Annotated in this window: 17 protein-coding genes and 1 pseudogene; 10 read left to right on the top strand and 8 right to left on the bottom strand. The window is 68.9% G+C overall.

Annotated elements, in window-relative coordinates; all coding sequences use genetic code 11:
• Window positions 1-432: 432 nt before the first annotated feature.
• The 6 genes from rpmH (at window position 433) to mnmE (ending at window position 5,677) form a co-directional block, all read left to right on the top strand.
• Complete coding sequence (gene rpmH / locus HTY53_RS20155; protein WP_006578231.1) at window positions 433-567, top strand: 50S ribosomal protein L34; 135 nt, start codon at window positions 433-435, stop codon at window positions 565-567.
• 165 nt (window positions 568-732) lie between these two features.
• On the top strand, window positions 733-1,146 hold the full coding sequence (gene rnpA / locus HTY53_RS20150) for a ribonuclease P protein component (protein WP_149317610.1): 414 nt from the start codon (window positions 733-735) through the stop codon (window positions 1,144-1,146).
• Between the two features lie 14 nt (window positions 1,147-1,160).
• Window positions 1,161-1,421: a membrane protein insertion efficiency factor YidD gene (gene yidD, locus HTY53_RS20145; RefSeq protein WP_174108306.1), complete on the top strand. Its 261-nt coding sequence runs from the start codon at window positions 1,161-1,163 to the stop codon at window positions 1,419-1,421.
• Window positions 1,422-1,441: 20 nt separating this feature from the next.
• Complete coding sequence (gene yidC, locus HTY53_RS20140) at window positions 1,442-3,103, top strand: membrane protein insertase YidC (protein WP_174108304.1); 1,662 nt, start codon at window positions 1,442-1,444, stop codon at window positions 3,101-3,103.
• A 183-nt stretch (window positions 3,104-3,286) separates the two neighbouring features.
• Window positions 3,287-4,225: a CHAD domain-containing protein gene (locus HTY53_RS20135; protein ID WP_174108302.1), complete on the top strand. Its 939-nt coding sequence runs from the start codon at window positions 3,287-3,289 to the stop codon at window positions 4,223-4,225.
• An 18-nt stretch (window positions 4,226-4,243) separates the two neighbouring features.
• Entirely contained in the window at window positions 4,244-5,677 is a 1,434-nt protein-coding gene (gene mnmE / locus HTY53_RS20130) for a tRNA uridine-5-carboxymethylaminomethyl(34) synthesis GTPase MnmE (protein ID WP_174108300.1), read from the top strand.
• A 38-nt stretch (window positions 5,678-5,715) separates the two neighbouring features.
• Here mnmE and HTY53_RS20125 read toward each other — a convergent pair whose 3' ends face one another.
• A complete protein-coding gene (locus tag HTY53_RS20125) occupies window positions 5,716-6,960 on the bottom strand; it encodes an MFS transporter (protein ID WP_174108299.1) in 1,245 nt (414 codons plus the stop codon).
• A gap of 1 nt (window position 6,961) precedes the next feature.
• Window positions 6,962-8,371 carry an amidase gene (locus HTY53_RS20120; protein ID WP_174108352.1) on the bottom strand — a complete coding sequence of 470 codons (1,410 nt, stop codon included), beginning with the start codon at window positions 8,369-8,371 and terminating at the stop codon, window positions 6,962-6,964.
• A 160-nt stretch (window positions 8,372-8,531) separates the two neighbouring features.
• On the opposite strand from HTY53_RS20120, the gene gcvA reads away from it, so the two are divergent.
• The 3 genes from gcvA to HTY53_RS24850 all read left to right on the top strand — a co-directional run bounded on the left by gcvA (window position 8,532) and on the right by HTY53_RS24850 (window position 10,647).
• Complete coding sequence (gene gcvA / locus HTY53_RS20115) at window positions 8,532-9,455, top strand: transcriptional regulator GcvA (protein WP_174108297.1); 924 nt, start codon at window positions 8,532-8,534, stop codon at window positions 9,453-9,455.
• Window positions 9,456-9,531: 76 nt separating this feature from the next.
• Window positions 9,532-10,245, top strand: coding sequence for an MgtC/SapB family protein (locus HTY53_RS20110; RefSeq protein ID WP_174108295.1), 714 nt, complete (start codon window positions 9,532-9,534; stop codon window positions 10,243-10,245).
• A 255-nt stretch (window positions 10,246-10,500) separates the two neighbouring features.
• A complete protein-coding gene (locus tag HTY53_RS24850; protein WP_254600037.1) occupies window positions 10,501-10,647 on the top strand; it encodes a hypothetical protein in 147 nt (48 codons plus the stop codon).
• 21 nt (window positions 10,648-10,668) lie between these two features.
• On the opposite strand, the pseudogene HTY53_RS25145 reads toward HTY53_RS24850, so the two are convergent.
• The 5 genes and pseudogenes from HTY53_RS25145 to HTY53_RS20085 all read right to left on the bottom strand — a co-directional run.
• A pseudogene (locus HTY53_RS25145) lies at window positions 10,669-10,800 on the bottom strand (hypothetical protein); the annotation flags it as partial.
• Window positions 10,801-10,822: 22 nt separating this feature from the next.
• Window positions 10,823-11,620 (bottom strand): IclR family transcriptional regulator, encoded by a 798-nt coding sequence (locus HTY53_RS20100; protein WP_174108291.1) that lies wholly within the window; start codon window positions 11,618-11,620, stop codon window positions 10,823-10,825.
• Window positions 11,621-11,669: 49 nt separating this feature from the next.
• The gene (locus tag HTY53_RS20095; protein WP_174108289.1) at window positions 11,670-12,659 is read right to left on the bottom strand and encodes a Bug family tripartite tricarboxylate transporter substrate binding protein; all 990 of its coding nucleotides are present in this window, start codon (window positions 12,657-12,659) and stop codon (window positions 11,670-11,672) included.
• Window positions 12,660-12,831: 172 nt separating this feature from the next.
• Entirely contained in the window at window positions 12,832-14,619 is a 1,788-nt protein-coding gene (locus tag HTY53_RS20090; protein WP_174108287.1) for an AMP-binding protein, read from the bottom strand.
• Between the two features lie 81 nt (window positions 14,620-14,700).
• Window positions 14,701-18,051 (bottom strand): carboxyl transferase domain-containing protein, encoded by a 3,351-nt coding sequence (locus HTY53_RS20085; protein WP_174108286.1) that lies wholly within the window; start codon window positions 18,049-18,051, stop codon window positions 14,701-14,703.
• Between the two features lie 344 nt (window positions 18,052-18,395).
• Between HTY53_RS20085 and HTY53_RS20080 the strand changes: the two genes are divergently transcribed.
• On the top strand, window positions 18,396-19,019 hold the full coding sequence (locus tag HTY53_RS20080) for an Sbal_3080 family lipoprotein (RefSeq protein WP_254600036.1): 624 nt from the start codon (window positions 18,396-18,398) through the stop codon (window positions 19,017-19,019).
• On the opposite strand, the gene HTY53_RS20075 is transcribed toward HTY53_RS20080, so the two are convergent.
• Complete coding sequence (locus tag HTY53_RS20075; RefSeq protein WP_368041044.1) at window positions 19,006-21,066, bottom strand: methyl-accepting chemotaxis protein; 2,061 nt, start codon at window positions 21,064-21,066, stop codon at window positions 19,006-19,008. The genes HTY53_RS20080 and HTY53_RS20075 overlap by 14 nt on opposite strands.
• Between the last annotated feature and the right edge of the window lie 209 nt (window positions 21,067-21,275).

The raw sequence follows: 21,275 nt of genomic DNA, 5'->3' as shown, positions 1-21,275 counted from the left end.
GGAAAATGCGTCGTTTAGACCACCCAAAAATGTGCATCGCACCACTGTGGACAAGAAAACCGCCCGACGGCCCATGGCGCGCACGCCCGCAGCGGCCTCCTGCCACAGCAGCCTTGACAGGCGCGCGGAAAATCCGTTAAATGGCGGGTTCTGCGATGCGGCAGGGGATCACGTATGCGCATCGCCGGGTCTGACCCGCTTCATAAGCGGCGGCGGGCCTGAGCTCGGGTCGCCCGCGCCAGCCGCGCGGTCATCCCGCCCAGCCTGCGTCGCGAGACCTGTATCGCGACACCCAAGGCCGGCGTCAGGTCAGCTTCAGGACAATCACAAGCGTCGGCAGTACCGCATCCGCGGCGGCCCCCATGCGAACCATACGCGGCAGCCACGGCCCCTACGCGGCCGGGCGCGCCCAGATCAACCAGAGAGTGCAACATGAAACGTACCTACCAACCTTCCGTTACCCGCCGCAAGCGTACCCATGGCTTCCGCGTGCGCATGAAGACCCGTGGCGGCCGCGCCGTGATCAACGCGCGTCGCGCCAAGGGCCGCAAGCGCCTGGCAGTCTAAGGGCCGGGTGACGGGACGGCGGTCCGCATCGGTGCAGCCGGCAAGCGCCGGCGCATGATGGTGGCGCCCGGCGCGGTCGTGTTCCGGCTGCCGCTCTTGCCGTTGTCCCCTCTTGCCTTGCCCTCAGGACGGCCCGGCAACGCGTGCCAGCCCAGTCTGACCAGCGTGCCGACCCATGCCTTCCCCAAAGCCGCGAGGCTGACAAAGACGGATGAGTTTTCATCCGTTTTTGCTTTGCGCCCGCGGCGCCGCAGCGCCCATTTCGTGCTTTATGTCCGCGCCAACGGCCAGCCGCAGGCTCGGCTCGGCATCGTGGTCGGCAAGAAGTTTGCGCCGCGCGCCGCCGAGCGTAATCTGGTGAAACGCATGGTGCGGGAACTGTTCCGCCAGCGGCAGGACCAATTGGTCGGCCGCGACGTGTTGCTGCGCTTGCAGGCCAAGTTCCCGCGCACCGAATTCCCCAGCCGCCGTGCGGTCCGGCTGGCCTGCCAGGCCGAACTGGCCGAGCTGATGGAAGTCGCCGCCCGGCCCCTGCCGTCCGCTCCGCCCGCTGCGCTTACCTCGCCTTCCGGCGCCTGATCGAGGGCACCGACATGAAGCCTATCCTGCTTGCCCTGCTGCGCTTCTACAAGATCGCGCTGAGTCCCTACCTGGGCTCGCAGTGCCGCTTCCTGCCGACCTGCTCGGACTACGCCCGCGAAGCCATCGTCAGTCATGGCGCCGCGCGCGGCAGCTGGCTGGCCGCCCGCCGGCTGTGCCGTTGCCATCCCTTCGCGCAAGGCGGGTATGATCCGGTGCCGCCCTCGCGCGACGCCGGCCGCCCTGCGGTCAGCGTCCGGCTGCCCAGACCCTGAATTCCCAGATACAGCGAGACATGGATATCAAACGCACCATCCTCTGGGTCATCTTCTCGATGTCCCTCGTGCTGCTCTACGACAATTGGCAGCGCGCCAACGGCCACGCCTCGATGTTCTTCCCGAGCGCCTCGCAACCCGCCGCGACCGGCACGCCGGCCAGCGCTCCGCAGGCGCGCAGCGACGTGCCGAAGGCGGTGGGCGGCGCGTCCCCGACCGGCGCTCCGGCAGCCGCGCCGCAGGCGCCTGCGCCGGCCGGCGAGAAGATCGTCATCACGACCGACGTGGTCCGTGCCGAGATCGATACCGCGGGCGGCATCCTGTCTCGTCTGGAACTGCTGCGCCACAAGGACGAGGCCGGCAATCCGGTCGTGCTGTTCCAGCGCAGCGCCGCGCATACCTATATGGCGCGCTCGGGCCTGATCAACGGCGACCTGCCGAACCACACGACGGTGTTCACCGCCGCGCCGGGTCCGCGCGACCTGGGCAATGCCGGTTCGCTCGACGTCGTGCTGACCGCGGAAAAGGACGGCGTGCGCTTCGCCAAGACCTACCGCTTCCAGAAGGGCAGCTATGTCGTCGCGACGCATTTCGACGTGACCAACAACCGCGCCCAGCCGGTGTCGCCGACGCTGTACATGGAACTGGCCCGCGACGGCAGCCATGTCGAACAGTCGCAGTTCTACAGCACGTTCACTGGCCCGGCGGTCTACACCGACGCGGACAAGTACCACAAGATCAGCTTCGAGGACATCGCCAAGGGCAAGGTCTCGCTGCCCGGCCCGTCGGATAACGGCTGGGTCGCGATGGTGCAGCACTACTTCGCCTCGGCCTGGCTGCCGCAGACCGGCAAGCAGCACACTTTCTACGTCGAGCAGATCGACCCGAACCTGTATCGCGTCGGCGTGCAACAGCCGCTGGGCGAGATCGCGCCGGGTGCGACGGTGTCGACCGACGCGCGCCTGTTCGCCGGTCCGCAGGAAGAGCACATGCTCGAGCAGATCGCGCCGGGCCTGGAGCTGGTCAAGGACTATGGCTGGCTGACCATCCTCGCCAAGCCGCTGTTCTGGCTGCTGGAGAAGCTGCACGGCATCCTGGGCAACTGGGGCTGGTCGATCATCGCGCTGACCGTGCTGATCAAGCTGGTGTTCTTCCCGCTGTCCGCGGCGAGCTACAAGTCGATGGGCAAGATGAAGGACCTGCAGCCGCGCATGACGGCGATCCGCGAGCGTTACAAGAACGACCCGCAGAAGATGAACCAGGAGATGATGGGCCTGTACCGCACCGAGAAGGTCAATCCGCTCGGCGGCTGCCTGCCGATCCTGATCCAGATCCCGGTGTTCATCGCGCTGTACTGGGTGCTGCTGTCGTCGGTCGAGATGCGCGGCGCGCCATGGCTGGGCTGGATCAAGGACCTGTCGGTGCCCGACCCGTTCTACATCCTGCCGATCGTGATGGCCGTGTCGATGTTCGTGCAGACCAAGCTGAACCCGACGCCGCCGGACCCGATCCAGGCCAAGGTGATGATGATCATGCCGCTGGTGTTCTCGGTGATGTTCTTCTTCTTCCCGGCCGGCCTGGTGCTGTACTGGGTGGTCAACAACATCCTGTCGATCGCGCAGCAATGGCAGATCAACCGGATGCTGGGCAAGGGCAAGACCCCGGCGCCTGCCAAGGGCTGAGCCCGGCTGGCACCTCGCCACATCGGAAAGCCCGACAGCCCGACGCAAAAGCGTCGGGCTTTTTCTTTGGGCGATCGCCGGACCAAAGACGACCATGCGCCGCATCGAGCCAGGCCGTTTCCTACACTGTAGCCAGGTTGGTTCACAGCGGGCCGGCGCGAGCCGCCACCCCGACATGGCGACATGGGCAATCTCACACTGAAACGCCGGATGCGCGCGCTCGACGCCTTTGGCGCGTTGGCCGCCGCCGATCTGGAGCGCATCGCCAACGCGCTGCGTGCGCTGGACCGGCGCGACCGGCCCGACGACCTGCATGCCTTGCGTGTGGCCGTCCGCCATCTGCGCGCGGTGCGCTGGGTCTTCGCGCCCGCGCTGCCGGGGGCGGTGGCGGCGCGCTGGCGCATCGTGCTGCGCGATCTGATGCGGGCCACCGGCCCGGTGCGCGACTGGGATGTCTTCATCGCCGACACCTTGCAGCCCGCGCTGTCGCGCCAGCCGGGCGACCCGGTCCTGCTCGCGCTGCTCGACAGCGCACAGTCCCGCCGCGAGGCGGCACGCGCGACGCTGCTGTCGGCTTTGCACATCCAGCGCAGCCAGACCTTGCCGGTGCTGAGCGACGATCTGGCCGCGTTGCGGCATCGCGCGGTCGACGGCATCCCGGGCAAGGCCAATGCGCCGTTGGCCCGGCTGGCGCGCCGACGCGTGCGCAAGGCACGGCGCAGCGTCCGAGCGCTGAAGGCGCGTTGGCGCGAACTCGGCTCGGAAGCCGGCAGCATGCAGGTGCCGGCCGCGGAGGTGTTGCACGCGCTGCGCGTCGCCGGCAAGCGGCTGCGCTATGCGATCGAGGCCGTCGGCCCCGTGCTGCCCGGGCGCTATACCGGTCGCGTCCATCGCAAGCTGGTTGCGCGGCAGGCACGGCTTGGCGCGCAGACGGATGCCGCCAGCGCCCGGGACTTGCTGACAGCGCTGCTGTCCGGCCAGCATGCCGAGAATCCATTCGAGCAGGCCGAGACGGCTGAAAGGGCCGAGATGGCCGAGATGGCCGAGAGGGTGGAAACGGCGCGGACGCAACCGTCGTCCCGTCCGATGACGAGCCATCCGGTGGCGCCGGCGCCGCGTTGATCTGCGACAATACCGCCCATGACCGCCCAGCCCAGCATCGACACGATCGCCGCCATCGCCACCGCGCCCGGACGGGGCGGCATCGGCGTGGTCCGCGTGTCCGGACCCGAAGCCGGCACGATCGCGCGCGCGATCTGCGGCCAGTCTCTGACGCCGCGCCGCGCCACCTATCTGCCCTTCCTCGATGGCAAGGGCGAGGTGATCGACCACGGCATCGCACTGTTCTTCCCCGGCCCGCATTCGTACACCGGCGAGGACGTGCTCGAGCTGCAAGGACACGGCGGTCCGGTGGTGATGCAGATGCTGCTGACGCGTTGCCTGCAGGCCGGCCGCGAAGTCGGTCTGCGCCTGGCCGAACCGGGCGAATTCACGCGTCGCGCCTTCCTGAACGACAAGCTGGATCTGGCTCAGGCCGAAGCCGTTGCCGACCTGATCGAGGCCAGCACCGATGCCGCCGCGCGCTCGGCGGCGCGCTCGATGGAAGGCGCGTTCTCGCAAGCGATTCACGCGCTGGTCGAACAGGTGATCCATCTGCGCATGCTGGTCGAAGCCACGCTCGATTTCCCCGAGGAAGAGATCGACTTCCTTGAGGCCTCCGATGCCCGCGGCCAGCTCGATACCATCCGTACCGCCCTGGGGGGCGTGCTGGCGCAGGCGCGGCAGGGATCGTTGTTGCGTGAAGGCCTGTCGGTAGTGCTGGCGGGCCAGCCCAACGTCGGCAAGTCCTCGCTGCTCAATGCGCTGGCCGGCGCCGAACTCGCCATCGTCACGCCGATCGCGGGGACCACGCGCGATCGCGTGCGCGAGACCATCCAGATCGAAGGGATCCCGCTGCATATCATCGACACCGCGGGCCTGCGCGAGGACGCGGTCGACGAGGTCGAGCGCATCGGCATCGAACGCACCTGGGAGGCGATCGGCCGCGCGGACATGGTGCTGCATCTGATCGACGCCACCGATTATCTGCAGCATGGCCTGTCCGAGATCGACGACGCCATCGACGACCGTCTGTCGGGCCATCTGCCGCCCGGCGCGCCGATCCTGCGCGTGGTCAACAAGATCGACCTGGCGCCCGCGGTCGGCGCCATCACGTTCGGCGGCAACCGTCCGCACGTGGTCGTGGCCAACGGCCCGAACCCGACCGAGATCTGGATCTCGGCCCGCACCGGCGCCGGCATCGACCTGCTGCGCCATGAGCTGCTGCGCGTGATCGGCTGGCAGGCCGGCAACGAGGGCGCCTTCCTCGCGCGCGAGCGTCATCTGAACGCGCTGCGCAGCGCCCAATCGCATCTGGACCTGGCCGCCGAACGCGCCGCTCAGCAGGACAAGGCGCTGGACCTGTTTGCCGAGGAATTGCGGCTGGCGCAGGAACACCTGAACAGCATTACCGGCGAGTTCACCAGCGACGATCTGCTGGGGACGATTTTTACGCGGTTCTGTATCGGGAAGTAGCGCCAGCGGACTTCAACGTTGAGGTTGAAGCTTTGCGTTCAGCCCTGCGTCGAGGCCGGCTTCGCTCCACGCGCCGCCGCGAGCAAAATCCCCGCCGCAATCAGATTCGCCGCCACCGCCGCCAGAATCGGCAACGTATAGCTGCGGCTCGCGTCGAACGCATAACCGGCCGCGCTCGGCCCGATCAGCGTGCCGAAGGCCACGCTGGTGTAGAGCACGCCGATGATGCCGCCGACATTGCGGCCGCCGAACAGGTCCATCACCACGGCGGGCAGCACCGCGACCCAGCCGCCGTAGCAGGCGCCGAACAGGAAGGCGAACAGGGCCAGCATCCAGAAGCCGGGGGCGACGGCCCAGATCACCAGCGTGAACGCCAGCGCGATCACCGTGCACAGCAGGAAGCGCTGGCGGCCCATGCGGTCGGCCAGGCTGCCGAGAAAAAAGCGCCCGGCCGTGCTGCCGATGCCGATCACGCCCAGCAGCAGCACCGCGGTGCCCTGCGCGATGCCGAGGTCCTGCGCATGCGGCACCAGATGGACGAAGGGCACGAACACACCGAACGAGGCGATCAGGCAGGCCGCGTAGAGGCTGATGAACTGGCGCGTCCGTATGGCGTCGCGCATCGACACATCGGCCGCCTGCGGCGCGGTGTGGGCATGGGCCGGCAGCGGCTCGCCGTCCGCTGCCAGGCCGCGCTCGCGCGGATCGTTCTCCAGCAATAGCGATGCGCCCACGCCCAGCACCGCGGCCAGCACGCCTAGCGTCAGATAGGCGTCGCGCCAGCCGACGCCGTCGATCAGCAGCGCAGCCAGCGGCGGCATCGCCAGCGTGCCGACGCCGATGCCGCTGACGGCGAGCCCGGATGCCAGGCCGCGCCGCTTGACGAACCAGCGCTGCACCGCCCCCACCGCGGGCACATAGGCCAAACCGACGCCCAGACCCACGCCGAGCCCATAGGCCGCATAGACCTCGACGATATTGCGCGCGACGCTTGCCAGCGCGAGCCCCGCGCCGACCAGCAGCATGCCGGCGATGCACAGGCGGCGCGCGCCCCAGCGATCGGCCAAGGGCCCGCTGACGATGCCCAGCGCGAAATACAGAAAGCCCGCCAGCGAGAACACCAGCGACACCGCGCCGCGCGACGCGCCGAACTCGCGCTGCAACGGCTCGATGAAGGCGCTGAAGGTATAGGCGCTGCCGAAGCCGACGAAGGTCACCGCGAAGGCGGCCGCCACCACCCACCAGCCGTAGAACACGCGCTGCTTGAACACCAGTGTCGTCATGTCAGTTCACCGGATGTTGGCGATGCCAATCGGTGGCGCCCTGGAGGGCGGCGCCCGCCCGCACCAGCATCGCTTCGCCCAGATGCGGGGCGACGAGTTGGAAGCCGATCGGCAGCCCTTGCTGCGACAAACCGCCTGGCAGCGTGATGGTCGGATGGCCGGTCAGGTTGAAGGGGCAAGTGTACCGTTGCAGCCCCGCGATCAGCGCGGGCTGTTCGCCGAGCGTGCGCACCGCGGCCAGCGAAAGCGGCGCATACGGATGCACCGGCGTCAGCAGCAGGTCGACGGTTCGCAGCAGCGCCACCATGCGGCCACGCAATTCGGCGCGGCGCAGCAGGATCCGTTGATAGTCCATGCCGGACAGTGCCCGCCCCGATTCGATGACCGCGGCGAGCACCGAGCCGTATTCGTCCCGGCGCGCGGGATAGGTGGCGGCATGCGCGACGGCCGCCTCCACCGCGCAGTTGGCGGCCCAATCGTCGCTCAATCGGCTGCCCGCGCGCACCGCATCGGGAACGCGGACGTCGACCAGGGTCGCGCCGAGCGCTCGCAATCCCTCGGCGGCAGCGCCGACCACGGCCCGGACTTCGGCATCGACCCCTTCGCCGTTCCAGTCCGCGTCGATGCCGATGCGGACGCCGCGCAGGTCCGTGGTGATCGCGCCGAGGTAATCGGGCACCGGCTCGTGCAGCGCCGTCGAGTCCTCCGGGTCCATGCCGGCGATGGCCTGCAGCAGCAGACCGGCATCCGCCGCGCTGCGCGCCATTGTCCCGACATGGTCCAGCGACGGCGCGAGCGCAAACACGCCATGCCGGCTGACCCTGCCCCATGTCGGCTTCAGCCCCGTCACGCCATTGGCGGCCGACGGCCAGCGGATCGAGCCGCCGGTATCCGTCGCGATGGCGCCATGACCAAGGCCGGCCCCCGTGGCCACGCCGGCGCCGCTCGACGAGATGCCGGGCCAGTATTCGGGGTGCCACGGGTTCACCGGCGCGGTCACCGACGGGTGATGGTCCGAATACGCGCCTTCGGTCAGCTGCAGCTTGCCCAGCAGCACTGCGCCCGCGTGCCTGAGCCGCCCCACCACGGTGGCGTCCCGGTCCGGGCGGAAGTCGCGATGGATCGCCATGCCCGCAGCGGTCGGCACGCCCTCGGTCCAGCACAGGTCCTTGATGCCGATCGGCACGCCGTGCAACGGGCCACGATACCGGCCGGCGGCGATGTCGGCCTCGGCGATTTCGGCCTGCGCCATCGCCGCGTCGGCCATCACGGCGGCGTAGCTGTGCAGCGCGCCGTCGAGCGCCGCGATGCGATCCAGTTGGGCCTGCACCACGGTGGTCGGCGAGACCTCGCGCCGCCGTATTCGCACGGCGAGCTCGGTAATGGAAAGGAAATGCCAGTCGGTGAACATCGTTTTCTCGCGGAACACCAAGGTTAAGTAGAATTGAATCGGCTTCGCGCCGGACCGTACCCGATGCTGCGCTGAGACAGGCCGGCACCGTCCCAAAGTTAGCGTTCGGCGTGCAATCCCGCAAACCAGATTTCGTGCGCTTTTCGCCTTAGAAAATCTAATGTCAAACCACAAGCTGCCGCCGCTCAATGCGTTGCGGGCCTTCGAGGCCGCTGCCAGGCATCTGTCGGTCAAGCACGCCGCCGAGGAGTTGTGCGTGACGGCCGGCGCGGTCAGCCAGATGGTCAAGGCGTTGGAGTCGCACCTGGGCGTCAAGCTGTTCCAGCGGGTCAACCGCGGCATCTACCTGACCGAAGCGGGACGGGCCTATCTGCCGCCGGTGCGCAACGCCTTCCGGCAGATCAAGGAGGCGACCGGACGCATTGCGGCGCCGGCCGACACGGGCCTGCTGAACGTCAGCGTCACGCCGTTCTTCGCCGCCGCGTGGCTGGTGCCGCGTCTGCAGTCGTTCCAGCAGGCGCATCCGGACATCGACCTGCACGTGATCACCACCACCGCGCTGGCCGACTTCACGCGCGACGGCGTCCATGTCGCTATCCGGCATGGCCTCGGGCAATATCCTGGATTGCACAGCGAGCGCATTCTCGCGGTGGAGATCGTGCCGGTCGCCGCGCCGGCCCTGGTCGAGCGTCTCGGCATGCCGGCGACGCCGGCCGATCTGCTGCGCTGGCCGCAGGTCCACGACACCGAACGCAAGGGCTGGCATCTGTGGTTTCAGGCGCAGGGCATCGACGAGATCGAACGCCCGCGTGGACCCTCGTTCGACGATTCGAGCCTGCTATGGAAGGCGGTGATGGCGGGGCAGGGCGCCGGCCTGCTTCCGGCGGCGATGGTGGCGCGCGAACTGGCCGACGGCTCGCTGGTCCGCCTCGCCGATGTCACGCTGCTCGATGCCTTCGCGTATTACCTGGTCTACCCCGAGGACACCCATGCGCGCGGGAAGATCGCGTCGTTTCGCGAGTGGATTCTCGCAGAGGTGCAGGGCGTCGACCCGGCGGCAGCCGGCGCACCCGGCCGCCAATGACCGGGGTTAAACCGGCCGCATTGGATGCCGCACGAAGGCACCCGGCGCAGGCCATCGCATCGCGACAGGAACCCGCATGGAAGCCCTGCAGAACATCAACCTTCCCTCCCTGCTCGACTCCCTGGTCAGCATGACCGCCGCCTTTGTCCTGGGCGGCGCGATCGGCGTCGAGCGGCAGTATCGGCAGCGCACCGCGGGCCTGCGCACCAATGTGCTGGTCGCCGTCGGTGCGGCGGTGTTCGTCGATCTCGCCAATCGCCTGCATGGCCACGATGGCGCGGTGCATGTGATTGCCTACGTCGTGTCCGGCGTCGGGTTTCTCGGCGCGGGCGTGATCATGCGCGAGGAAGGCAATGTGCGCGGGCTCAATACCGCAGCGACGCTGTGGGGCTCCGCGGGTGTCGGTGCGGCGGCCGGCGCCGATCTGATTCTCGAGGCGATGCTGGCGACGGTGTTCGTGCTGGCGGCCAACACGCTGCTGCGGCCCATTGTCGATGCCATCAACCGCAGGCCGCTCGATGTCGAATCGGTCGAGGTCACCGGTACCGTCCACGTGATCGCCGAGCGCGGCCACCAGAAGGCGGTGATGGCGCAGCTCGAAGCGGCGCTGGAGCGCGGCGGTTATCCGGTGCACGACCTCGACATTCGGCCGTTCGGGCAGGACGAGGTCGAGATGGAGGCGACGCTGGCGGGCACCTCCTTCGACGGCGATGCGCTGGACCGCCTGGTGCAGCGGCTGGCCGCGCTACCGGCCGTGCGGCAGGCCTTCTGGAGTCCGAGCACGAGCTGATTCCGTGCCTCGTTCCATGCCGGCCGCGGGGCAGCGTTTTTTGTAGGACTACGCCCACATTGCTTTCGGCGCGCGCTTGATAAGGGCCCGCCGGCCCCCTGTGTATCGTTCAGTGAAACGGTTGGCATTGACTTGTCATTCCGTCCCGAACAACTGCAGAGGTAAGCAACCATGGCTCCGGCCCTTGACAGGATGCCTGTGCAACATGCGCAGGCTCTCGCCAGGATTCTTTACGTGACCCGCGCCGCATGGCGCTTGAATGACACCGCAGAAACCGGCAAATCGGCGCACGTGCGCGCCGAAACGCGCCGCCGCCGCACGGCCCATCTGGCCCGGCTCGCCGCACGCGCCTTCGAGGCGCAGGTGATGGCGCTGCGTTGCCGCCAGGCCTTCGTCGGCTGAGGCGGATGGGGTTTGCGGCGTTCAGGCTTGCGCAAGCGCAAGTCCGCAAGGCAGTTCCGCAGCATCTTGTAGTGCTTGTTCCGTTTTGCGCGCGACGTTTATGCGCGTTTGTGTGTCTCCTTGGTTCTTGGCCAGCCCTACGGGCTGGCTTTTTTTCGCCCGCGCTGGGTACGCCTTACCTGGGAAAGGTCGACTCCAGTTGCTGCACCACCTGGAGCAGACGCGGACGGACTTCGTTGAGCAGGAATTCCGGCGACAGGTTGTATGAGGGGCCGCCGACGTTCAGCGCCATCGCCGCCATGCCGTTGCCCGGATCGAAGCCGCGCGCGATGCCGTTGACGTCCTTCTGCCAGTCGCCGAACGAGCAAGCCACGCCGAGGGCGCGATGGTCCTCCAACCCTTGCTCGATGCCCTTGCGGATGCGCGGCCATGCCACGTCGTCGAGTTCGCGTATCTGCTCGAGCAGCGCATCGCGTTCGCCGTCGGCCGCCACGGCGAGCCACGCTCGTCCGATGGCCGACGTCGAGACCGGAATGCGCGAGCCGATATCGAGCGTCAGCGAGATCGCGGCCGAACTGCGGCAATGCTCGACATAGATCATCGACAATCTGTCGCGCGCCCCAAGCGACACGGTACCGCCTGAGAAGTCGGCCAGTTCCTGCATCAGCGGCCGCGCCACCTTGCGAATATCGAGCCGCGACAGCATCGCGCTGCCCAGGCCCAGGCAGGCGGTGCCGAGCGAGTACTTGTTGCTTCCTTCGTATTGCGTCAGGTAGCCGAGCCTGGTCAGCGTCGCGGTCAGGCGCGACACGGTGGACTTGGGCAGTCGGCAGCGCTGCGCGATCTCCTGGTTGCCCAGCGCACGGTCGCTGGAACGAAAGCACGCCAGCACTTCGAGCCCGCGCGCGAGCGCCGTGATGAAATGCCGGTCTTCCTTCGGTTCAGGCCGGCTCGAGGTCGAGCTGTCGCGCATGGCGAATGGACTCCTGTTGGCTGCCGGCGGGCCCGCCGGCAGAGTAGGTTCAACCGACCCGGATGCCGGTCTGCTGCACCAGCGACTGCCACACCTTCTGGTCGCGCTTGAGCAGGGCCGCGAATTCGTCGGCACTGGTGCCGCGTGGCAGCATACCGGCCTCCGTCAGCATGCGCGAGCCATCGGGCGAGCGCACGATGCGTGCGATTTCGGTCGACAGCCGGTCGATCACCGGGCGGGCGCAGCCATGCGGCGCCAGCATGCCGATCCAGCCGATCGCCTCGAAGCCCTGATACCCCGATTCCGCGAAGGTCGGCACATCGGGCATCGACGGCACGCGGCTGGTTCCCAGCGTCGCCAGCACCTTGATGCGGCCCGCTTCCCCATAGGTGCGCGCCACCACGGTCGAGACGAAGCCTGCAGGCAACTGCTTGGCAAGCAAATCGGCGATCGCCGGTGCATCGCCCTTGTAGGCGGCGTGCACGATCTCGACCTGCGCGCGCCGCTTGAACAGCTCGCCGTACAGATGGCCGGTCGAGCCGACGCCGAGGCTGCCGTAAGCCGAGCCCGGATTCGCCTTGGCATAGGCGGCGTAGTCGCGCAGCGTCTTGACCGGCAGATCGGCATTGGCGACGAAGACTTGCGCGGCGTCGGCGACCAGCGACAGCGGATCGAAATCCGTCATCGGGTCGTAGAGCGGCTTGGGCTGGATCAGCGGGCTCTGGATCAGCGCGGTATTGGTGAACAGCAGCGTGCGGCCGTCGGCAGGCGACTTGGCCACCTGCGCGGCGCCGATCATGCCCGCCGCGCCGGGCCGGTTCTCGACGATCACGGTTTGCTTGACCGCCGCGCCGAGCCGGTCGGCGATAAAGCGCGTGATCGCATCGGTCGAGCCGCCGGGCGGGTAGGGCAGCACGATGCGGATCGGGCCGTCGATGGTGGCAGTGCCGGTCGCCTGCGCGCCGGCAAGGCGCGGCAGCGCGAGGCTGCCGGCGAGCGCGGCGGACGTCTGCAGCAATCTGCGGCGGGACGGATTCATGGTTTGTCTCCTGATGTCATGGGGCACTCGTGCGGCGCCCTTGCGATGAATGTGCGACCGAGGCCATGAAGCGGTGTCGGTCGCGCTCACTGCCTTCACTACGTCCTCATTACGCCTTCATTGCCCTTCATTGCCCTTCATTGCGCCCTTCATTGCGCCCTTCATTGCGTCCTCATTGCCCCTGCTCGGCCTCCAGCTGCGCCTGCAGTTCGACCTTGCGCACCTTGCCGGTCGCGGTCAGCGGCAGTTCGTCGACGATGCGGATCTCGGGCACCTTGTAGACCGCCATCTGTTCGCGGCACCAGGCGTGCAGCGCGTCGGCGTCCACCGTGGCGGTGTGTTCGGGCCGCAGCCGGATGAAGGCGACCGGCATCTGCCCCTTGTCGCGGTCGGGCCTGCCCACCACGGCCGAGCCCAGCACTGCGGGATGGCGCGACAGCAGCACCTCCAGCTCCGACGGGAATACGCTCATGCCGCGCACTTTCAGCATTTCCTTGCGGCGGCCGAGGAAATGCAGATACCCGTCCTCGTCGTAGGCGCCGATGTCGCCGGTGCGGAACCAGCCGTCGCGAAACACCTCGGCGTCGACGTCGGGACGGCCCCAGTAGCCCTTGAACAGCGACGGCGTGCTGACGACGATTTCGCCTTCCGCGCCGATCGGCAGCAGTGCGCCGGTATCGAAGTCGCAGATCTTGATGCGCGTGCCCGGCACCGGCAGGCCGACGAACACCGGCCGGCCGCGCAGGTCCATGTCATCGTCCTGCATGCCGGTGGTGAAGGTGTCGCTGGTGTGCGTCTCGGTCATGCCCCAGGCGCCCTCGGCCAGTACGCTGCCGGTCAGCTCGAACCAGCGCCGCCGGATGTCAGGCGTGATCTTGCGGATGAACGAGGCGGCGCGCGTATGCCGCAACGAGCGAAGGTTGTAGCGCGGCAGCTCGGGGTGGTTCATCAGCTCGACCGCATTGTCGACCACGACGAAGGTGCGGTTGACGCGATAGCGGTCGATCGCGGCCATCACCGCGACCGGGTCCCAACGCGCCAGCACGACCACGGTGGCGCCGCTGAAGATCGGATAGATCAGCCCGAGGTTCTCGCCGGCAATCCAGAACATCGGCAGGAAGTTCAGCATCACGTCGTTGGAGCCTTCGGCCATGCGCGCGGCGTCGACGCCGCCGGTCAACGCATACGAGGCGGCCGCGGTGTAGACCATGTCTCGCTGCGTGTGCATGCAGCCCTTGGGCATGCCAGTGGTGCCGCCGGTGTAGTTCAGCGCGGCCAGCGCGTCGAGGTCGACCGGGGGCAGGGCGATGGGCCCCGTCGCGCGGATCGCGGGCATCAAGTCGGTGGTGCCTTCGAGGCGCTGCGGCGGCGCCTTCAGGCCCCCGTTCGGTCCTGCAGGCAGCGGCACCGTCGGCTGCGCCGGCAGCATCTCGCCCTGGCTGGTAGTGAAGACGGTGCGAATCCGCGTCTGGTTCTTGACCGCCATCAGCATGCCGGCCAGCTGATCGAGCACGACGATCGCGGTGGCGCCGGAGTCGTTCAACTCGTAGCGCAGCTCTTCTTCCTTGAACAGCGGATTGACGGGCACGTAGACGGCACCGAGCTTCAGAATGCCGTAGAACACCACGTGGAACTGCGGGCAGTTGCCGATCATCACCGCGACGCGGTCGCCGGCGCCGATGCCGTGCGAGGCCAGCAGCGCGGCGCAGCGCTCGCTGAGGTCGTCCAGCTCGGCATAGCTGACTTCGGTGCCGTAGTAGATCAGCGCCGGATGCGTGGGGCGAAGGCGTGCCCAGGCACGCAGGTACTCCCCCAGCGCGACCTCGCCGTGCGGATACACCGGCGCGGTCGGCAGGCCGGCGGGCCAGATCCTGCGATGGCGCGCTTCGAGGTCCGCGAAGAACTGGGCCTCGGATGCTGCGTCATGCGATGCCGTTGGGTTCGATTGCTCGCGGTCCATCTGCTGTCTCCTGTTCGTTCTTGTTCGGGTCGATGGAAGGGACGGGGTGACAGGCTCGGCGATGCGCCGGCGCGGTGTCTGCTACCAGGCGTCGACGTACTGCCGCACCGGCCGATGCGGGTTCGATGCGCCGGCATCGAGCCCCGTCACCAGCCACTGCCGCGTCTCGGCCGGATCGATCACCGCATCGAGCTCCAGCGCGGCGGCGGCGTTGATCGCATGGCCGCGCTCGTACATCTGCGCCACCAGCTTTTGGTAAAGCGCATCGCGCTCGGGGCCTTCGGGCAGCGCCTCGAGCTCCTTGCGAAAGCCCAGCCGCACCGCGCCTTCCAGCCCCATGCCGCCGAACTCGCCGGTTGGCCACGACAGCGTGAAGGTGGGCGCGCGAAAGCCCCCCGCGGCCATCGCCATCGCGCCCAGGCCATAGCCCTTGCGCAGCACTACCGCGAGGAAGGGCACGCGCAGCTTGGCGCCGATCACGAACAGGCGCGACACGTGGCGCACCTGCGCGCGTGCTTCTACCTCGGGGCCGACCATGAAGCCCGGCGTGTCGATCAGCGAGACGATCGGCAAGCCATGTGCATTGCAGATCTGCATGAAGCGCGCGGCCTTGTCGGCGGCGTCGGCATCGATGGCGCCGCCCAGGTGGCGCGGGTTGTTGGCCAGGATGCCGACCGGGCGGCCGTCGATGCGGGCCAGCGCGGTATGGATGCCGGTGCCGAAGCCGCTGCGCAATTCCAGCACGCTGCCGACGTCGGCGATGCCGGCGATCGCTCCGCGCGTGTCGTAGACGCGCAGCCGGTTCTCCGGCACCACGCGCCGCAGCTCGCGCGGATCCGGCGCTTGCCAGTCTGAGACCGGCCCCTGGAACATCGACAGATAGTGCCTGGCCGCGGCCACCGCGGCGGCCTCGTCGTCGACCAGCAGATCGACCACGCCGTTGTGGTGCTGCACCGCCGCCGGCCCGATGTCCTCGGGGCGGAACACGCCCAGCCCGCCGCCTTCGATCATCGCGGGGCCGGCCATGCCGATATTGGCGTTGCGCGTGGCGACGATCAGATCGCAGCAGCCGAGCAGCGCCGCGTTGCCGGCGAAACAGCGGCCCGAGGCGATGCCGATCACCGGCACTTCGCCGCTGAGCGCGGCGAATGCCGCGAACGAGGGCTGGTAGAGGCCCGCCACGGTGGGGAAGTCGACGTCGCCGGGCCGTCCGCCTCCGCCTTCGGCAAAGATCACCGTCGGCAACCGGTTCTGCAACGCGACCTGGAGGATGCGATCGGTCTTGATGTGGTTGCGCTTGCCCTGCGTGCCGGCCAGCACGGTGGCGTCGTAGGCGAGCACCGCGCAGCGCGAGCGCTCGGCCGGAAAGAGCGCACCGTTGACGCCGCCGATGCCGGTGATCAGGCCGTCGGCCGGCGTATTGGCGATCAGGTCGGCCTCGCTGCGCCGGCTGGCCTGCGCGGCCACCGCGAGCGCGCCGTACTCGACGAAGGTGCCGGCATCGCACAGATCGGCGACGTTTTCGCGCGCGGTGCGCTGGCCGCGCGCGCGGCGCTTCGCGACCGCATCTGGCCGCGCCTCGTCGTACAGAAAGGCATGGCGATCGATCACGCGCTGCAGGTCAGCGCGGATGGCGTTCGGATCGGCCTGTTCGGCGTCGCCGCCGGTGTGCGCGCCGGCGTCGGCCGGTTCGAGCACCAGCAGCACCTGGCCTTCGGCGGCCTGTTCGCCGGCCTCGGCGCGCAGGTCGATCACGCGGCCCGGCTGTCCGGCGACGATCGCGTGTTCCATCTTCATCGCGTCCAGTACCGCGACGGTCTGGCCGGCTTGCACCAGTTGGTCGACCGCGACGCTGACCTCGACGAGCCGGCCGGCCATCGGCGCGCGCACGGCGTGCAGGCCTTCGCCGAGCTGCTCGTCGAAACTGCTGGCGCCGATCGGCGTTGCCGCGACCGCGGCGATTGCAGCGCCGCCGGCGTTGTCCTGCACCGCCTGCAGCGCGTGGCTCTGCGCTTCGAGCTGCGCGGCACGGGTCAGCAGTTCGGGCAGCACCGCCTCGACATGCCGCGTATGGATCTGCTGCGTGGCGAAGTCCTCGCGCTCGGCCAGCGCGCGCAACAGATCGAGATTGGTCGCGATGCCGCGGATGGTGAACTCGTCCAGCGCCCGCTGCAGCCGCCGCACCGCGTCGGCGAAGCGCGCGCTGCCGGAAGAGACGATCAGCTTGGCCAGCAGCGTGTCGTACTGCGGCGAGGGCGCGTAGCCGGTATAGCCATGCGTGTCGACGCGAACATCCGGGCCCGTCGGCGGATCGAAGCGTTCCAGCCGCCCTTGCGCCGGGCGGCCGAGCCCCTGCGCATCGATCGATTCGGCGTTGATGCGGACCTGGATCGCATAGCCCCGTGTTGCCGGCGGCTGTCGCGGATCGAGGCCCAGTTCGCGCAGCGTCCTGCCTTGCGCCAAGCCGAGTTGCAGCGCCACCAGATCGACGCCGGTGACCTGCTCGGTGATGGTGTGTTCGACCTGCAGGCGCGGGTTGGCTTCGATGAAGACGAAGGACTGGCGCGCGCCATCGCATGCCGCCGCGGTGCCGGGCTCGGCTTCCTCCACCAGGAATTCGAAGGTGCCCAGGCTGCGGTAGCCGGCGCGGCGTGCCAGCGTGCGGGCGGCCTCGGCGATGCGCTCGCGCAGCGCCGGGTCCAACGCCGGGCTGGGAGCGATCTCGACCAGCTTCTGAAAGCGCCGCTGCAGCGTGCAGTCGCGCTCGCCGAGCGCGATCACGTCGTGGCCATCGCCGGCGATCTGCACCTCGATATGGCGGGCGCGGGCGACAAGCCGTTCCGCATAGACGGCGTCGACCCCGAACGCCGAGCGCGCCTCCGAACGGCAGCGCGCATAGGCTTCGGCCAGCGCCTCGCGTTCGCGCACTACGCGCATGCCGCGTCCGCCGCCGCCACCGACTGCCTTCAGCACGATGCCCGCGCCTTGCTGTGCGTCGAAGAAGGCGGTCACCGCTTCCAGCGTGGCGCCGCCCTCGGTGGCCGGCATCACCGGCACGCCGCATTCGCGCGCCAGCGCCAGCGCCCGGCCCTTGTCGCCGAACAGCGCCAGCTGATCGACCGTGGGGCCGACGAAGATCAGGTCGGCCTCGGCGCAGGCGTGCGCGAAGTCGGCGCGTTCGCTGAGAAAGCCGTAGCCGGGATGGATCGCGTCGCAGCCGGTGCGGCGTGCGGCGGCAAGGACGGCGGGGATGTCGAGGTAGGCGGCGGGGCCTTCGCCGTCGAGCGCGACGGCCTCGTCGGCCAGCAGGCGGTGGCGGCTATTGGCGTCGTCGCGCGCGTAAACGGCGACGGTCGCGATGCCCAGATCGCGCGCAGCGCGTTGCACGCGCAAGGCGATCTCGCCGCGATTGGCGATCAACAGCTTCTTCACAAGTGTCCCCTCTCGATGTCGCCGCCGTGGAAACGGGGCGCATTGTTTTTTGGCATGTGATTCTGCAAAGCAGAATCTACATGGCGAGGAACGCCCGCGACAAGCGCGTACAACAAGACGTTGGCGATAATCGACCACTCACGAATTCCGCTATGCAGAATTGCGGCTCAAAATCTGGCGCCGTGGCAAATCGATGCTGCGTCGATGCCGCACCAGTTCGTCCCTACAGATGCCGCGCCTGCTGCCGTTAACCGGCAGAGACCCCGCCATGCGCGCGTTGCGATGCCGGCGGGAGCAAGACCTGCCACCGCGCCATCGAACCAACCGGACCCAGAGGGATCGCCATGACTTCCGCCCTGCCACGCCGCGGCCGCGCCGCGTTTGCCGCTTCGTCCGCCCGCGCGGGCCTGCTGATGCTGTCCGCACTGACGGCGCTGACCACGCTGACCGCGGGCTGCGCCACCTACCAGTCGGTCAGCCCGGCCGAAGCGCCACCGCCGGCCGACCCGATCGCGGCGATGGTCCGCATCGATCCCGATCTCGGGGCGCCGTTCTGCGTGATCGACAGTCCCGCCGGTCGCGCGCCGTTCGCGGCGACGCTGCTGCATTCGTTGCAGCGCCGCGGCTTCGAGGCGCGGCTGCTGCCGCCGGGATCGTCGGTGGCGGCCTGCACGTTGACGGCGACCTATGCGGCCACCTCGCAGTCGTACTGGCGCCCCTTCCTGGCGACCGCCGACATCACCGTCTATCGCCGCGGCGAACGCGTCGGCAAGGCGGTCTACGATGCGCGGCGCAGCCAGGGCGGCGTCAACCTGAGCCACCTGATCGACCCGGCGCAGAAGATCGACGAACTGGTCGACCAGCTGTTCCCGGGCCGCCTGCCGCATCCGCAGGCGCGGGATCGCAACGCCCCGCTGTCCGATCCGAATAGCGGGACGGGCGGCAGCGCCGCCGCTACGCCAGCCTGAACGCCTGCACCGCCTCGCGCAGCTGCTGGGCGCGTTGATCGAGGCTCTCGGCCGCCGCCGCGGCCTCCTCGACCAGCGCGGCGTTCTGTTGCGTGACGCCGTCCATCTCGGCCAGCGCGCCGCTGACCTGTGCGATGCCCTGCGACTGTTCGCGCGAGGCCGCGCTGATCTCGGCCATGCGCGTGGCGATGCCTTCGACCTGGCGCACGATGTCCTCCATCGCGCTGCCGGCCTGCTGTACCGCTGCGTGGCCGTCGCGCAGATCGGAGACGGTCCGCTCGATCAGCGCCTTGATCTCGCCCGCCGCGGTGGCGCTGCGCTGCGCGAGACTGCGCACCTCACCGGCCACCACCGCGAAACCGCGGCCGTGCTCGCCGGCCCGTGCGGCTTCGACCGCTGCATTCAGCGCCAGGATGTTGGTCTGGAACGCGATGCCGTCGATCATGCCGATGATGTCGACCACCTGCTGCGCGTTGCGGTGTACGCCATCCATGGTCTGCACCACCCGTTCGACCGTGCTGCCGCCGTGCCGCGCCGCGTCGGCGGCGCTTCGCACGGTGGCGTCGGCGTCCACCGCGGCATCGGCGTTCTGCCGCACCGTCGCGCTCAGCTGCTCGATGCTGGCGACCGTGCGCTCCAGGCTGCTGGCCTGGCTCGCGGTGCGGGCCGACAGATCGGCGTTGCCGCTGGCGATCTCGCCGGTGCTGGCGACGATCGCATCGGCGCTGGCGCGCACGGTGCCGACGATGCCCGACAGGCCCTGGCCGACGCCGTCGATCGCGCGCATCAGCTCGCCGATCTCGTCGCGGCGCGGGCTGTCCAGCCGTGCGGTCAGGTCGCCGGCGGCAAGACTGCGCGCCGCCGCTGCCGCATCGGCCAGCGGTGCGCTGACCATCCGGCGCAGCATCCACCAGAAACCCGCCGACACCAGCAGCGCCAGCGCGAGGCCCGCCGCGAGGAAGCGGTTGCGGTTGGCGATCAGTTCCGCGCGCAGGCTGTCGACCGGCACCGAGCCGACGATCAGCCATTGCCATTCCGGGTACGTCTCGAATGCGGTCAGGCGCAGCGCCGGAGCACTGCCGTCGAAGGCGACCCGATGCGTCAGGCTGCCCTGGCGCGCGGTCATCATCTCGCGCAGCCAGGTCTTGCCGTCTTCGTCGCGCGCGTCGAGTTGCACCGTGCCCTCCTGGCGGCGGCCAACCAGCAGCTTGCCCTGGTCGGGGCCGGGCTTGGCGTCGACCACCAGGAAATGTCCGTCGGCGCCGATCGATTTGCGGCGAATGCGGTTTTTCAGCATCGCGAGCTCGGCGCTGACATCGACGCCGACATAGAGCGCGCCGACGATCTTGCCGGCGGCATCGCGCACCGGCTCGTACTTGCTCATATACGGCTTGCCGAACAGCCACGTCAGCGCGCGGTAGGAGCGGCCCGCCTGCACTGCGGCATAGGCGCCGCCGGCGCGATCGAGCAGCGTACCGACCGCGCGCTCGCCGTTCTGTTTCTTCAGCGAGGTGGTCACGCGCACGAAATCGTCGCCGCGGCGCGCGAACACCGTGGCGATGGTGCCGCCGGTGGTCGAGAAGAAGCGGTCGGGCACCGCGAAGTTGTTGTTCAGCACGACCTCGCCGCTGGTGAACTGCGGCGTCGGCTGGCCGGCGACCTCGATGGTCTGCGCGGGGTCGACCGCATACGGGCCCGGCACCAGCGCGGCGAAGCTCAGCAGGAAGCGGTCGGCCTCCTGCAGCATGGTGTCGTCGAACTGGCCGAGCAGATCGCGCAGCGTCTCGTTCTGCGCGCTCATCGCCGCGCGCTGCTGCGCCTCGAGCTGGCGCATGCTGCTGTCCGACAGTACCCAGGCGAACAGGCCGAATACCAGCACTTGCACGGCCAGCACGATCAGCGCGAGCCGCGTGCCGATCCGCGCGGCGCCAAGGCGCCAGCGGCGCGACGGCTTGCTGGCGGAGGAGGTATCAGCAGGGGAAGGAGATAAAGCGCCGGCAAGGCCGGCAGCCGACGAAGCAAGGGGGGCGGGGGCAAGGGGGCGCACGTCCGTTTCCTGCAAAAGGGAAGTTGCCGGCACCACATGGCGCACGGCGGACGCATGATCTCCGTCACGTCGTCATGGATCGGTTTACGGCTGAGGACGTGCTGCGCTTGATGAGGGTGTTCACCGATTTCTACAGGCGGTGGTCCGCAAAGCGTGGCCTGGCCTTCCGGGCCTCGTTATCCTGCGTCTCCCTACGCAATCCGTTCTGG

This window comes from Cupriavidus gilardii, assembly GCF_013314895.1.
GTDB lineage: Bacteria > Pseudomonadota > Gammaproteobacteria > Burkholderiales > Burkholderiaceae > Cupriavidus > Cupriavidus gilardii_C.
This window is presented reverse-complemented; position numbering and strand designations above follow the sequence as displayed.